10 protein-coding genes and 1 pseudogene are annotated in these 14,780 nt (G+C 43.7%); 1 reads left to right on the forward strand and 10 read right to left on the reverse strand.

Going from position 1 to position 14,780, the window contains the following annotated elements:
• Positions 1-9: 9 nt before the first annotated feature.
• From rhaB to mcpB, 7 genes are all read right to left on the reverse strand, one after another.
• Complete coding sequence (gene rhaB / locus CDO84_RS14930; protein WP_040082001.1) at positions 10-1,467, reverse strand: rhamnulokinase; 1,458 nt, start codon at positions 1,465-1,467, stop codon at positions 10-12.
• Between the two features lie 4 nt (positions 1,468-1,471).
• Positions 1,472-2,248, reverse strand: a complete 777-nt coding sequence (rhaR, locus tag CDO84_RS14935; protein WP_040082000.1) for a rhamnose catabolism operon transcriptional regulator RhaR — start codon at positions 2,246-2,248, stop codon at positions 1,472-1,474.
• A gap of 57 nt (positions 2,249-2,305) precedes the next feature.
• Complete coding sequence (locus tag CDO84_RS14940; RefSeq protein WP_040081999.1) at positions 2,306-4,375, reverse strand: bifunctional rhamnulose-1-phosphate aldolase/short-chain dehydrogenase; 2,070 nt, start codon at positions 4,373-4,375, stop codon at positions 2,306-2,308.
• Between the two features lie 136 nt (positions 4,376-4,511).
• Positions 4,512-6,500 (reverse strand): methyl-accepting chemotaxis protein, encoded by a 1,989-nt coding sequence (tlpB, locus tag CDO84_RS14950; RefSeq protein WP_040081998.1) that lies wholly within the window; start codon positions 6,498-6,500, stop codon positions 4,512-4,514.
• 112 nt (positions 6,501-6,612) lie between these two features.
• Positions 6,613-8,601 carry a methyl-accepting chemotaxis protein gene (gene mcpA, locus CDO84_RS14955; RefSeq protein ID WP_442857340.1) on the reverse strand — a complete coding sequence of 663 codons (1,989 nt, stop codon included), beginning with the start codon at positions 8,599-8,601 and terminating at the stop codon, positions 6,613-6,615.
• 119 nt (positions 8,602-8,720) lie between these two features.
• Complete coding sequence (tlpA, locus tag CDO84_RS14960) at positions 8,721-10,718, reverse strand: methyl-accepting chemotaxis protein TlpA (RefSeq protein ID WP_040081995.1); 1,998 nt, start codon at positions 10,716-10,718, stop codon at positions 8,721-8,723.
• Positions 10,719-10,895: 177 nt separating this feature from the next.
• On the reverse strand, positions 10,896-12,884 hold the full coding sequence (gene mcpB / locus CDO84_RS14965) for a methyl-accepting chemotaxis protein McpB (protein ID WP_014665151.1): 1,989 nt from the start codon (positions 12,882-12,884) through the stop codon (positions 10,896-10,898).
• Between the two features lie 158 nt (positions 12,885-13,042).
• On the opposite strand from mcpB, the gene CDO84_RS14970 reads away from it, so the two are divergent.
• Positions 13,043-13,780: a protein-glutamine gamma-glutamyltransferase gene (locus CDO84_RS14970; protein WP_014665152.1), complete on the forward strand. Its 738-nt coding sequence runs from the start codon at positions 13,043-13,045 to the stop codon at positions 13,778-13,780.
• Between the two features lie 13 nt (positions 13,781-13,793).
• Here CDO84_RS14970 and CDO84_RS14975 read toward each other — a convergent pair whose 3' ends face one another.
• From CDO84_RS14975 to CDO84_RS21465, 3 genes and pseudogenes are all read right to left on the reverse strand, one after another.
• A complete protein-coding gene (locus CDO84_RS14975) occupies positions 13,794-14,048 on the reverse strand; it encodes a hypothetical protein (protein WP_014665153.1) in 255 nt (84 codons plus the stop codon).
• 236 nt (positions 14,049-14,284) lie between these two features.
• Positions 14,285-14,683 carry a secondary thiamine-phosphate synthase enzyme YjbQ gene (locus CDO84_RS14980; protein ID WP_040081993.1) on the reverse strand — a complete coding sequence of 133 codons (399 nt, stop codon included), beginning with the start codon at positions 14,681-14,683 and terminating at the stop codon, positions 14,285-14,287.
• Positions 14,643-14,776, reverse strand: a pseudogene (locus CDO84_RS21465) (hypothetical protein). The gene CDO84_RS14980 and the pseudogene CDO84_RS21465 overlap by 41 nt, the downstream one beginning before the upstream one ends.
• Positions 14,777-14,780 lie beyond the last annotated feature (4 nt).

Below are 14,780 nucleotides of genomic sequence, written 5' to 3' on the forward strand. Positions count from 1 at the left end.
ACCTCTTCCTTATTTAGATAGCGCTTTCAAAACAGTTTGCTGAAATGACTGAATGATCGTGCTTCTGTCAATGTCTTTGGGTGTAAACACTTTGATCGGAAAGGAATTTCTGACGACTTGCCGGGCTTCTTTTATGTCTTTGACTTCTTTTGCAGCAATCATTTGCATCAGCAGATTTCCTATGGCGGTTGCCTCTACTGGTCCTGCGTATACCGCTTTTTTGCTCATGTCTGCCGTTAATTGATTTAAGAAATCGTTCCGGGCTCCGCCGCCGATGATATGAAACTGCTCGATTGTTTTTTCTGTGATCGTTTCGAGTTCTTTGATGGCTATCGCATAGATGATGGCTAAATTGCTGTAGATGCAGCAGGCAAGTTCGCCTGCAGTGCGGGGAATCTTTTGGCGGGTTTCTCTGCAATAATGTTGTATTTCCATTATCATGTTTTCTGGATTGAGGAAGCGTTTATCATTTAAGTTTATAAATTGCTGGAATGGTTCTGTTTTTTCGGCTTCTTCTGCAAGCTGCTGGAAAGAGTAATCTGCTTGTAACTGCTGTCTTACTTCTTGTATCACCCACATGCCGATAATGTTTTTGAGAAAGCGAATGGTGTTGTTTGCGCCGCGTTCATTTGTATAGTTGTTTTTCAAAGCCAGATCAGTTATTATCGGTGTTTTGTTTTCAATCCCGATTAACGACCATGTTCCGCTGCTGATGTACGCCCAGCCATCACTTACACCAGGCGCCGCGATGACGGCCGAGGCCGTATCATGTGTTGCGACTGTCATCACCCTGCACGTCGGGAGATCATAATCCGGAAACCAGTCATTTCTTAGCTTCCCGAGCTCATACCCCGGTTCAGTCAACGGGGCAAATTGCTGTTCGTAAACAGACACGGCTTCAAGCAATTCAGGATCAAACTTTCCCGTTGAGACGTTTAAAAGCTGTGTTGTGGACGCATTCGTGATTTCTGTTACAGCTTTTCCGGTTAAGCAATAGCCTAAATAATCAGGAACCATCACAATTTTATCTGTCTTTTTCAGCAGCTCACGGTTTTCTTCATACAATTGATAGATCGTGTTGAAAGGCTGAAATTGTATTCCTGTTTTTTGATAAATTTTAGCCTTCGAGAGGGTATGCTCCAGTTTGTCTATTGTATGATCTGTTCTTCTATCACGATAGGATATTGCTTCCCGCAACCGATTTCCTTTTTCGTCCAGCAAGACATAATCAACTGCCCATGTATCGATGCCAATGGTGCAGTGTTCATATCCAAGCTTTTTTACTTTTTGCAGTCCTTGCAGGATTTGTTTTAGCAGATGATCAATATTCCAAAAGCAATGCCCGTCTCTTTGACTAAAACCGTTAGCAAATCTGTGAATCTCTTGTATGTCAAGCTTCCCTTCCTTCAGTTCACCTACCATGATTCTCCCGCTTGATGCGCCTATATCAATGGCAGTATAAATCATTCTTTCACCCTCTCTTCGGAAGAGGAACAGCTGTCACCTTCACCTTTTTGTCCTCAAGAGCTTTTACCGATGCCGGATCAAGTCCAGAATCTGTAATAACGCGGCTGATATCTTGCAGCGAAGCGATATGTGAAAACTCGCGGTTCCCCCATTTGCTTGAATCGGCCATCAAAATGGTCTGGTCCGACCTTTCGATCATCCGTTTTTTGAGCAGCGCCTGCCACTCATTTGAGTCACTCATCCCGTTGTTTACATCAAATCCCTTACATGACAGAAAGGTTTTATTGACATGATAGGTCTCAAGTGAACGTTCTGCTAACGGGCCGGCAAATGATAATGATTTTTCCAGCAAAATGCCGCCTGTTGAAATGACTGATATGTTTTTTTTATTGCTGAGTTCAATGGCTGCTTTCATTGAGTTTGTAATCACGGTGAGCTCAATGTCAGGGAGTATTTTCGCCATGTACCAGGCGGTTGTGCTTGCATCAAGAATAATTCGGTCTCCGCTTTTTACATATTTGGCCGCTTCGTGAGCAATGGCTTTTTTTTCGATGACATTTGTGATTTCCCGTTCAGAAAAATGAATTTCTGATTCCTTCTGCTGAATACTGACCGCTCCTCCATGACTCCGGCTCAGTTTATGTTCTTTTTCAAGCTTTTCAAGATCACGCCGAATGGTTTCCTCTGTGACTGAAAATATGTCACTTAATTCGGCAACGCGGATGCTTGAACGCGCATTCACTATTTCCACTATTTTTTGCTGCCGTTCTGCTACTAGCATCAGTAACGCCCTTCCTCATATCGTAATCCATCTTATAATTTTTATCATAGCATATTTCTAACGCGTAAAAGCAGCAGGGACGCCGCCGTCTACCGTGAGCATGCAGCCCGTTGTTTTTTCGGCTTTAGAAGAAGCGAAAAATGCAATGGCTTCGGCAATATCCTCCGGGTAAATATTGACGAGCAATGCAGTCCGTTTCCGGTAATGTTCTTCCAGCTGATCCGGTTCAATCCCGTACGCCGCGGCTCGTTCCTCGCGCCAGCTTGAACCCCAGATTGCCGATCCTTGAAGAACCGCGTCCGGTAAAACGGAGTTGACCCTAATGCCGAATTCTCCGCCTTCTGCAGCAATGCATCTTGCTAAATGGGTTTCAAGCGCCTTAACCGAGCTGTAGGCAGAGGCGTTTTTCCCCGCATAAACCGAATTTTTCGATCCGACAAATACCATGCTTCCGCCTCTATTTTGCTGTTTCAGCTGTTTAAACGCTTCACGGGCTACAAGGAAATAGCCTGTTCCTAAAACATTCATATTAAGATTCCATTCTTTTAGACTTGTTTCGTCAAATGGGCTTGATGTGGCCAGCCCGGCATTATTGATGACGATATCAATGCCGCCGTAAGCAAGTGCCGCTTGTTCAAAAGCTGACTGTACGTCTTTTTCCTTTGTCACATCCATTTTGACAGCCATTGCACGCCCTTCTCCGTACGCATCGTTTATTTCCCCGGCAATTTTCTGTGCACCTTCTATATTCAGATCAGCTGCGATTACGTGCCCTCCCTCAGCTGCAAATCGGCGGCATGCTTCACTGCCGATTCCGCCAGCCCCTCCAGTTATCAGCGCTACTTTTCGGGAAAATTCTGCTTCCGGCGGGGCAAGCGTAAGTTTATATAGTTCAAGCGGCCAATATTCGACATGGTAGGATTCATTTTCATTTAAAGAAACAAATTGCCCCAGAGCTGTTGCTCCTTTCATAACGGCGATGGCCCTCCGATATAAGGCCCCGCTTACTTTAGACATGGTATAGCTTTTTCCTGTATTCACCATTCCGATTCCAGGAATCAATATCACCCGCGGAGCGGATTCAAAGATTTGATCCCCATCCTGCTGATTGCGTGTAAAGTAAGCCTGATACTCTGACGTAAAGCGCTCGACTCCTGACTTGATCAGATCCGCAAGCTTGTGAACATCTTGAGTTTCCGGATTCCAGTCAATGTACAGCGGAACCCTTTTTGTGTGAACAAGGTGATCCGGGCATGCCGCACCGATTTGCGAAAGTGCTGGCGCTTGAACACTGTTTACAAATTCCAATACGTCGCCATGATCATCATAGGAAAGGATCTGTTTCTTTTCTTCACTTACAGTTCCTCTGATCACAGGCATGATCTCAGCCAATATTTGTTTTCTGCGATCTTCCGGCAGCGGCTGATATCTTTTGCCTCCGAATACCTCATGCTGATTGATACGGTCGTTAATATACTGCTCGGCTTCTTGAATGATAGATATCGTTTTTTGATAACATGTTTCAGACGTCTCTCCCCAAGTGACTAAGCCATGTTTCTCCATTAACACAAGCTCGGCGTGAGGGTTGTTCGCTACGCCTTCAGCGATTATTTTAGACAAAGCAAATCCAGGGCGGACGTATGGCACCCATACAAACCGGTTTCCGTAAATGTCTTCAGCGATCTGTTTTCCATTATCTGCGCAGCATATGCTGATAATCGCATCTGGATGGGTATGGTCAACATGCTTGTATGGCAGAAAAGCGTGTAATAGTGTTTCAATTGAAGGGCGGGGATGTTTGCTGTCAATCATACAATGAGACAAGTAATCTACCATTTCTTCATCTGACATTTTGTCCCTTTCAATCAGCGGGCGGATATCATCTAATTTCAAACCGGTAAAGTTATGCGCTTTCATTGTTGCCAAATCCGAACCGCTTCCTTTTACCCACATGACTTCTATTTCACGGCCTCTAAAATCCTTTTCCGTTGTTTTCATAGATGTATTCCCCCCGCCCCAGTTGCAAACAGTGCGGTCTGATCCGATCAGATTGGACCTGTACACCAATTCCTCTACACCTTTAGGCAGCTTTGCAGCTCGGTCTGAATCCCATATATGCTTCACCATATTTGATATTCCTCCATACCCTTTTATTTGTATCCGTTTTCATTATATATGATCTTCGTTTGTTTTTGAATTATTTTTGTTTATTTTTGTTTTCAATAAAAAAAGAAAGCAGCAGAATATGCCGCTTTCTCGTTCATTATGATTCAATTTTAAATTTTTTCGTAATGTCCTGAAGTTCTTCCGCCATGTTTGCCAACGTTTCCGCTGAAGAACTGATTTCTTCCATGGACGCAAGCTGTTCTTCCGCCGAAGCTGCGATATCCTGAATGCCTGCTGAGCTTTCTTTCGCCACTGCAGAAATGTCTTCAACAGCACTTGACACTTCCTGTGATCCGGCTGATAGTTGTTCAACCGTCGCGTTCAAGTTTTGCAATTCGCCGGAAATTTGGGTTGTCATTTCATAGATCTGTTTAAAACTTTCCGCTGTTTTGTCAGTAATCTGCAAGCCTTCCTTCACTTCATGATTCACAGATTGGAACATCGAAAGGGAAGTGCTGATTTCTCTGACAATCTCTTGGATTAATCCTTCAATTTCCTTGGCGGAGTCTGCTGATTGCACGGCAAGTTTTCTAACCTCTTCCGCAACTACTGAGAAGCCTCTTCCGTATTCTCCCGCTCTTGCCGCCTCAATCGCAGCATTTAATGCCAGCAGGTTGGTTTGGTCAGCGATGCCATTAATCACATTCAAGATGCTGTTGATGTCTTGCGATTTTGTTTCAAGGCCCTTCACAACCGCTTCCGCTTGTTGAACGGATTGGTCGATTGTTTTCATTTGGCCGACTGTGTGTTCCACCAGTTTCTCGCCGCTGCCCGCAGCCTCAGAGGACTGAATCGATGATTTCGTAATGGTTGAAGAGGCTTGTGCCACTTTTGAAATCCCGTGATTCATTTGAGAAAGGTGGTTTGAGCTTGTTTCCAGTTTCTCGCTTTGCGCCTCGTTGCCATCTGAGAACTGTTCGATGGCGAGTGTAATATGTTCAGTTGCCTTACTCGTTTGAGCTGCGCTTGCCGTCAGCTCCTCAGAAGATGAGGCGACGTTTTCTACAGACGCTTGAATAACGCCGATTACAGAACGCAATGATGCAGACATTTCATTAAAGCTCTCGCCAAGCTGGCCAAACTCGTTTTTCGAGTGAATATCAATGACTTCTGTGAGATCACCGCTGCTGATTTTTGCAGACGTTATGACAAGTTTTCTTAATGGCTTGGTGATGGCACGAATAATATAGAGTATGAGTATGCCGCCGATTACAATAGACACGCATAGAATGATAACCGCAGTGTTCAGTACCGGGCTTGAAGCATCTTGCAATTCACTGACAAAATAAGTGCCCGCGATTTTCCAGCCAGTTAATTTATTTGTCGTAAAGGCCATTTTCTTTTCTTTGCCTTCGAATGTATATTCAAAGGAGCCGTCATTTTTGGAATATACTTGGTTTGTCCAATCGCCGGAGCCGGTTGTCCCAGGCTTAATCGTCGGATGGGCGATATATTTTTTGTTGCCTGTCGTAATAAATGCATAGCCTTCTTTACCGATTTTGATTCTCTGTGATGCAGTAAGCACCTCATCCAGGTTTAAATCAAGCGCTATAACCCCTGACCCGTCTTTTAATTGTTTTGAAATTGTGACAACGGTATTCCCTGTTGCTTCATCAGTATACGGTTCTGAGAAAACAGCCTGTCCTTTTTCCGCAACGGCCTGTTTGTACCAGTCACGTCCTGTCGGATCGAAGCCTTTCGGAATACCGCTGTCCGGATATTTGTAAAGCTTCTTATCTTCTGAAGCAGCATAGATCGCGCCTACATCGTCGTTAAGTGTCGTGTACTGCTTAAATTTCTCTTTCAGTAAGGTTTTGTTTTTGCCTAGCAATAGGTCTTTATCGATTGTCTCACTATAATAATCTACTGCTTTCACTTTATTATTCAATTTGTTTTGCAGGGTGCTATTGAGTTCCTCAACGTTGCCCGCTGCACTATTGGTTAGTTCCCTGTCCAGTGCGTTCCAAGCTGATTGATAACTGAAATATGCTAAAACCCCAACCGGCAAAATAAGCACTGCCAGAAACGCAGCGATTAGCGGTTTGCTGATCGATGGCTGTTTGATCCATTGTATGAATTTTCCCATTCCTGTTGACTCCTCCTTTAAGCTAAATCTAATATCGTCAACTAGGATAAAAGGTTTAATAAAAAAACTAAAAAAAACACCCAAGCGCAACATGCTTGGGTGTTAAGGCTTATTATTCGATTTTGAATCGGTTAGTCATATCGCGAAGCTCTTCCGCCATAGACGAAAGGGTTTCTGCAGACGAGCTGATTTCTTCCATGGAAGCAAGCTGCTCTTCAGCTGACGCAGCGATATCTTGAATATGTGCTGAGCTTTCTTTGGAAATCGATGCAATATGCTCAGACGCTCCCGATACTTCCTCGGAGCTGGCAGAAAGCTGCTGAACCGTCGCACTCATATTTTGCAGTTCGCCGGCGATTTGGTTCGTCATTTCAGAAATGCGTTTGAAGCTCATTTCTGTTTTATCTGTGATATCAAGTCCTGTCTGCACCTCTTGATTGACAGACTGGAACATGCCGAGAGATGTATTAATTTCCTTCACAATTTCGATGATTAATCCTTCAATCTCTTTTGCTGAATCTGCTGACTGTACTGCCAGTTTTCTTACTTCTTCCGCTACAACAGAGAAGCCTCGGCCGTACTCGCCTGCACGGGCTGCTTCAATTGCCGCGTTTAAGGCAAGCAGGTTTGTCTGGTCTGCGATGCCGTTAATCACACGCAAAATGTTTGTAATGTCTTTCGATTTCGTTTCCAATCCGCGTACAACTTGCTCCGCTTCTTTAACGGACTTGTCAATGACATTCATTTGGCCGACGGTTTGGTGAACAAGCTTGCCGCCTTCACTTGCAATTTCCGTCGATTGAACAGATGAATCTGTGATGACTTCAGAAGCTTGAGCCATATTCGTCAACCCGTCATTCATTTGATAAATATGCTCTGCTGCCGTTTCAATATTTTCGTTTTGTTTTTCATTGCCGTTAGAAAATTGTTCAATCGCCAATGTAATATGCTCTGTTGCCTTGCTCGTTTGCGCAGCTGATGCGGTCAGCTCCTCAGAGGAAGCAGCAACATTGTCTACCGAATCCTGGATGGCGTGTATGAGAGAACGAAGTGACGACGCCATATTGTTAAAGCTTTTGCCGAGCTCGCCCAATTCATCTTTTGAACGAATATCAATGGTTTCCGTCAAATCTCCCTCGCTGATCCGCTTAGAGGAACCGACAAGCTGTTTCAGCGGTGTTGTAATCGACCGAATGATCAAAGTCATGACGATAATCCCTATGATAATAGCTGCGGCCAAGACAATTAAAGCAAGGTGAAGAACAGGCTGGGCTGCCTCGTGAATTTCGTCTAAATACATGGTGCCGCCGATCTTCCATCCCGTTAACTTGTTTGTGTCAAAGGCCATTTTTTTCTTATCGCCGTCCATGGTGTATTGAAAATCGCCTTTATCAGCATTCAGCATCTTATCGAGCCAGTCGCCTTTTAATTCAGTTCCTGATTTTTCATTAGGATGTGCGACAACTTTTTTGTCCTTCGTCATGATAAATGCGTAGCCTTGTGTGCCGATGTTGACTTTTTTGGTTGTTTTCAACAGATTTTCAATGGTCATGTTGATTGCGATAACGCCTGAACCATCTTTTGTCTGCTGGGCGATTGTCACAACCATCGTATTTGTAGACGCGGTTTTATAAGGATCTGTCACAACGACTTTTCCTTTATTCGCAACCGCTTTTTTGAACCAGTCGCGTTCAACCGGATTGTAGCCGCTCGGCATCGGGAGATCCGGGTAACGGGTAAATCGCCCGTTTTCGTCACTAGTATAAATGGACTCTACATCTTTATTAATGCTGATATATTGTGAGAATTTCTCTTCAATGCTTGCATTGCTTTTTGCTTTATATCTATCTTTTGTCAGCCATTCGCTGAAGTAAGCAGCGCTGTTTTCTTTTTCGCCGATGCTGGTGTTAATGATTTCGTTTAATTGCTGTACATTTTCTAATGCGCTCCCCATCATCTGTCTGTCGAGCGAGCTGCTAGCCGATTGATACGCAAAGATCGCCAATATGACAACCGGTATGATGAGGATCGACAGAAAGGAAACGAGAAGCTTCCGTGTAATTGATCTTTGTTTTATGAGTTGGAGTATTTTTTTCATCATTCATTTCTCCTTTTTTATGCTACCCTTCATATCGGCTGGAAATGGGTAAATATATACAGCAAAAAAGAAGAAATTTAACAAAAGTAACTAATTTCCCATAAATAGATAGTCTTTTAGACCTATTCTTTATCTGTATCTACCTTAAATCGTTTTGTCAGATCACGGAGTTCTTCAGACATTCTTTCAAGCGTCAGTGCTGATGAACTGATCTCCTCCATGGATGCCAGCTGTTCCTCAGCTGAAGCGGCGATATCTTGGATACCGTCCGAGCTTGCCTTAGAAATGGCTGTGATATCATTTGAAGCTGCGGAAATTTCTTGTGCTCCCGCCGACAGCTCCTCAACCGTCGCATTCATGTTTTGCAGCTCAGAAGCAATCTGATTGGTCATTTGCGAGATATGTTTGAAGCTCTGCTTTGTTTCGTCCGTCATGACAAGCCCTGTTTCAACTTCTTTGTTTACGGACTGAAGCACGTTCAATGATGTGTGGATTTCTTTTACTATTTCACTGATCAGCGATTCAATTTCTTTTGCCGAGTCAGCCGACTGTACCGCGAGCTTTCTCACTTCCTCAGCGACGACTGAGAAGCCCCGGCCATATTCACCCGCTCTGGCAGCTTCAATAGCGGCATTTAAGGCCAAAAGATTGGTTTGATCCGCAATACCGTTGATAACACGCAAAATATTTGTGATATCCTTTGATTTGATCTCCAGCCCTTTCACCACTTGTTCCGCTGCTTTTACAGAATGGTCAATTGTGTTCATTTGGCCGGCTGTTTTCTGGACGAGTGTCTCCCCTTTACTTGACACTTCGGTTGAATCTGCTGATGTCTCTGTAATCACTGCGGCCGCCCGCGCCAGCTCTGCCAATCCGTCATTCATTTCATTAATTTGTTCAGTTGTCGTTTCTATTTTTTCGCTTTGGCTTTCGCTCCCGTTTGAAAATTGCTCGATAGCCATCGTAATGTGCTCAGTGGCTTTGCTTGTCTGGTCTGCCGATGCAGTCAGCTCTTCGGACGATGAGGCAACGTGTTCTACTGAGTCTTTGATTCCGTGAATGAGCGAGCGAAGCGAGTGTGCCATATGATTGAAGCTCTCGCTCAGAACGCCAAGTTCATCTTTTGAATTGATTTCAATCGTTTCGGTCAGATCGCCTTCACTGATTTTTTCAGCTGATGCGACAATGCGTCCCAATGGCTTTGTGATGGATCGAATCACAAAATAAATCGCCGTCATTCCGGCTGCGATGGCAATCGCCAGAACGACTGAAGCCATGATCAGAACCCTGCTTGCAGCATCGTGAATCTCGTTTGCATACATCGTGCCGCTGATTTTCCAGCCTGTTGTTTCGCTAGTGGCAAACGCCATTTTTTTCTTTTTGCCTTTGTACGAATATTCAAAGTCCCCGCTTTTATCCTTGTAAAGCTTATCAACCCAGTCCCCTTTTAGCTCTGTTCCTGCTTTTTCTCCAGAGTAGGCGATGACTTTCTTGTTTTGGCTCAAGATAAAAGCATAGCCTTCTTTTCCAATATTGATTCCTTTCGCGGTAGTGACTAAGTCGTCAATTTTCATATCAATGGCGACAACGCCTGATCCATCCACTGTTTGACGGGCGATGGTGACGACCATTTTTCCTGATGAAATCGATTCATAAGGCTCAGTGACAATTGTTTTTCCTTTATTATCCATTGCTTCTTTGTACCAATCTCTTTCCAAAGCATTAAAGTCACTAGGCATGTCAGCGTACGGATAACGTGTGAATTCCCCGTCTTTGCTGCTGGAAAATACCGCAGCGACATTATCATTCATTTGGATAAATTGTTTAAATTCCTGTTTCAGCTCTGTTTTCTTTTTATCCTGAAACTTATCTGCTGTCGCCCAATCGCTAAAATACGCGAGGCTTTTTTCAGTCGTTCTGATTTTATCATCAATAATGTGATCTAATATTTGAATGTTTTCCTTGGCGCTTTGCGTCATCTGTACATCAAGTGAGGAAACTGCTGATTGATAAGCGCTTACCGAAAGGGCGGTTATCGGGACAATTAAGATCAGCAGGAAAGAAATGATAAGTCTCCTTGCAATTGATGATCTGCGAATAGTGGTAAGTGTTTTTTTCATTTCCTTTTGAACCTTCTTTCAATAATTTACAAATTATATCGACAGAACTTCCTTTAAATTACATTGAAAATAGAGGTAAAAATGAAAAATAGTTCAAAACTCACCGTATAGACTAGGACTTTGTTAATGTTTACCACATGAAAAAACAGCGCCTTGATCAGCGCTGTTTTTCGGCTTTTACTCGATTTTAAATTGTTTCGTCAGATCGCGAAGCTCTTCTGCCATCTGCGCAAGAGTGGTCGCTGATGAACTGATTTCTTCCATGGAAGCAAGCTGTTCCTCAGCTGATGCGGCAATGTCCTGGATGCTTGCCGAGCTTTCTTTCGACACGTCTGCAATGCCGCTGACTGCTGCTGAAACATGCTGTGAACGGCCTGACAGCTGCTCGACGGTGGAATTCATCGTCTGCAGCTTGCCCGCGATTTCGTTTGTCATGCTGAAAATGCTCTGGAAGCTTTCTTTTGTATTGTCTGTGACAACAAGTCCAGATTGCACTTCCTGATTAACCTCTTTAAACATGTGAAGGGAGGTTTCAATCTCTGCGACAATTTCTTGGATCAGCTTTTCGATTTCTTTTGCTGAATCGGCTGATTGAACAGCCAGCTTGCGCACTTCCTCCGCTACGACAGAGAAACCGCGGCCTGACTCTCCGGCACGCGCCGCTTCAATAGCCGCGTTTAGTGCAAGTAAATTTGTTTGGTCAGCGATGCCGTTGATGACTCTCAAAATGCTTGTAATGTCTTTTGATTTTCCTTCTAAGCCTTTGACTACAGCTTCAGCCTGCTGAACAGATTGATTAATCGAGTTCATTTGGCCGACTGTCTGCTGCACAAACTTTTCACCTGTTCCGGCGATTTCCGTTGATTGGATAGACGCCTTTGTAATATCTGACGATGTTTGTGAGACTTGCTGGAGTCCTTCATTCATTAAGTTCAACTGATGAGAGCTGGATTCAACCTTTTCGCTTTGCTCTTCGTTTCCGTTTGAGAACTGCTCAATCGCCATCGTAATATGCTCGGTGGCTTTACTTGTCTGTCCGGCAGATGCGGTAAGCTGTTCGGAAGATGCGGCCACATTGTTCACCGAGTCTTGAATTGCGCTGATTAGAGAGCGGAGGGATTGTCCCATTTCGTTGAAGCTTTCTCCTAGCTCCCCTAGCTCATCCTTTGAATGAATTTCGATCGTTTCGGTCAAATCCCCTCTGCTGATCGTTTTCGATGATTGAACAAGACGTTTTAACGGTTTTGTAATCGAACGAACAATAAACAGAATTAAAATCCCGCCTGCCACAATGGAGGCAATCAGCACGATCATGCCCGTTACCAGCACAGACTTTGAGGCATCCTTAATTTCATCCATATACATAGTGCCGGCTATTTTCCAACCAGTCAGTTCATTTGTAGTATAGGTCAGCTTTTTATCTTCGTTATTCAGAGTGTACTTGAGCTCACCGCTGTCATTCGCATACATTTTGGCTACCCAGTCGCCTGACAGCTTTTCTCCAGCCTTATGGTTCTTATGTGCGACGTAGGTTTTGTTTTTTGTTGCAATGAAAGCATAGCCTTCTTTTCCGACCTTGATTTGTTTCATCTGTTCTAACAATTTATCAATGGTAATATCCATGGCGACAACGCCTGAGCCGTCCTTCAGCTCTTGTGCAATGGTAATGACCATGCTTCCGTCACTCGCAGCCACGTAAGGATCTGTCACGACAATTTCACCGCCGGCCTTCATCGCATCCTGGTACCAAGGGCGTTGTCTAGGGTCGTATCCGTCCGGCAATGTCTCTTTTGGCGCTTGTACGTAAGTGCCGTTATCTGCGCCTCCATAAATTCTGGCTACGCCCTGATTAATAGATACGTATTGTGAAAATTTAGCTTTGATCTCTTCTTGATTCGATTTTCCTTTGAATGCGGATCTTTTAAGAGATTCACTGAAAAAGGTAACTGCTTTCGCTTTTTCTCCCAGATCATTTGTAACGGTTGTATTAAATGTATCGACACTGTTTTTCGCATTCCCCATCATTTCCTCATCCAGCTTTCCGCTGGCGCTTCGGTAAGAACTAAATTCTAATATCAGAATAGGGATAATGAGAATCGCAATAAATGAGACGATTAATTTCTTTGAAATAGACGGTTTCTTCAGCCAATTGATAAAAGTCTTCATGTCTACTTGCTCCTTCAGGTTTGATACAGTATATATCGGCTGCTTAAAAAAGTTTTAAAATAAAAAATGGAAGGAGTTCTTTTTGGCAGTCTTCAGTCTTTTTAGCTTTCATTGCCCAAGCCCTTTGCATATCTTATAAAAAACAAGGGGGGCTAATCATGATTATAGTATCAGGACAATTGCTCCGTCCCCAGGATATTGAAAATTGGCAGATTGATCAAAATCTGAATCCGCTCTTAAAAGAGATGATTGAGACGCCTGTTCAGTTTGATTATCATTCAATTGCTGAACTGATGTTTGAGCTGAAACTGCGAATGAATATTGTCGCAGCGGCAAAGACACTGCACAAAAGCGGGGCGAAGTTTGCCACTTTTTTGAAAACATACGGGAATACAGCGTATTGGAGGGTTTCACCAGAGGGCGCCTTGGAGCTGAAATACAGAATGCCGCCTTCAAAAGCGATTCGGGACATTGCAGAGAACGGCCCTTTTTACGCATTTGAATGCGCAACCGCAATCGTTGTTATTTATTACTTGGCCTTAATCGATACAATCGGGGAAGACAAATTCGATGCCAGCTTTGACAGAATTATTTTATATGATTGGCATTATGAGAAACTGCCGATATATACAGAAACAGGACATCATTTTTTCCTTGGCGATTGTTTGTATTTTAAGAATCCTGAATTTGATCCGCAAAAAGCCCAATGGAGAGGCGAAAATGTGATTTTACTGGGGGAGGATAAATATTTTGCCCATGGTCTTGGAATCTTAAACGGACAGCAAATTATTGATAAGCTGAATTCATTTAGGAGAAGAGGAGCCTTACAGTCAGCCTATCTTCTGTCTCAGGCGACCAGACTGGATGTTCCGTCTCTTTTCCGCATCGTCCGCTAAAAAGCCCCATCGCCTATTTTCGGGACGATGGGGTTTCAAATGCCTTCCGTTTTCGATAGAAAGGGGCTGTGCCTAAATATTGGTTCGCAGCCCACTCCATTTTTTCAAGGTCATTTCTTGTCACGATTGGATCTAGGCTGCTCCATTTGATAAAGCGGACAAAATAGTAGCCTTTGATTGGAGCCATTGTAACTTTTGAGTGAGGCCAGCCTTCAAATACAAACTCAATTTTCCCTCTTTTTTTATAAGAGTATTGAAGAATGTTCATATCTGTCACCTCAGTTTTATCAAGTTACATTCGCAAAACAGTGTCTTCACGTCAGCAGGCCCGTAAAGCATTCGTGTCTGCTCCCTTCAATTTTTTAAATCTACATCTGGATTTGCTTTTTGAGATGTCGGGACTGAGATATTCGAATGTCAAGCGCGCCTTCATTACGTGAGACGAGCCCTCCGGCTTTCGGCGCTTATGTCAGCGAAAAATGTTTCGTCATAAAAAACAACCTGCTACCCCATGATTTTGATATAACATGTCCGGGTGCGAGGGCCGTCAAATTCGCAGAAATAAATGCCCTGCCACGTTCCAAGAATAAGCCGGCCGTTTTCCACAATGACATACTGTGAAGCGCCGACCGTACTCGACTTCATGTGTGCAGCTGTATTGCCCTCCATGTGGCGGTCCAGCTCATGTTCCCACGGATATACCTCATCAAACCTTCTGAGCATATCTTTTTTGACGTCCGGGTCGGCATTTTCATTAATTGTAATGCCCGCCGTCGTATGTGGACAGTAAATCAACGCTGCGCCGCTCGTTACACCTGTTTCTTGAAGAAACGCATCCACCTCACGGGTGATATCAATCATTTCATCTCGTTTGGAAGTCTTGATTTGCAGTTTTTTCAGCATTTGTTTCTCCTTTCGTTTGCCCGCTCTATTTGCTTAATTCGTTCTGTGTTCTTTTTTTCCTGTTAAACCGCTCTCATAAACCTGATAAAACAAAAAA

Origin of the sequence: Bacillus sp. MD-5 (assembly GCF_002201875.1) — a bacterium.
GTDB classification, from domain to species: Bacteria; Bacillota; Bacilli; order Bacillales; family Bacillaceae; genus Bacillus; species Bacillus stercoris.

Bases quoted from the DNA above. Each gene is read 5' to 3' on its own strand.
- rhaB (WP_040082001.1), bottom strand. From the start codon at position 1,467: ATGATTTATACTGCCATTGATATAGGCGCATCAAGCGGGAGAATCATG.
- rhaR (WP_040082000.1), bottom strand. From the start codon at position 2,248: ATGCTAGTAGCAGAACGGCAGCAAAAAATAGTGGAAATAGTGAATGCG.
- CDO84_RS14940 (WP_040081999.1), bottom strand. From the start codon at position 4,375: ATGGTGAAGCATATATGGGATTCAGACCGAGCTGCAAAGCTGCCTAAA.
- tlpB (WP_040081998.1), bottom strand. From the start codon at position 6,500: ATGGGAAAATTCATACAATGGATCAAACAGCCATCGATCAGCAAACCG.
- mcpA (WP_442857340.1), bottom strand. From the start codon at position 8,601: ATGATGAAAAAAATACTCCAACTCATAAAACAAAGATCAATTACACGG.
- tlpA (WP_040081995.1), bottom strand. From the start codon at position 10,718: ATGAAAAAAACACTTACCACTATTCGCAGATCATCAATTGCAAGGAGA.
- mcpB (WP_014665151.1), bottom strand. From the start codon at position 12,884: ATGAAGACTTTTATCAATTGGCTGAAGAAACCGTCTATTTCAAAGAAA.
- CDO84_RS14970 (WP_014665152.1), top strand. From the start codon at position 13,043: ATGATTATAGTATCAGGACAATTGCTCCGTCCCCAGGATATTGAAAAT.
- CDO84_RS14975 (WP_014665153.1), bottom strand. From the start codon at position 14,048: ATGAACATTCTTCAATACTCTTATAAAAAAAGAGGGAAAATTGAGTTT.
- CDO84_RS14980 (WP_040081993.1), bottom strand. From the start codon at position 14,683: ATGCTGAAAAAACTGCAAATCAAGACTTCCAAACGAGATGAAATGATT.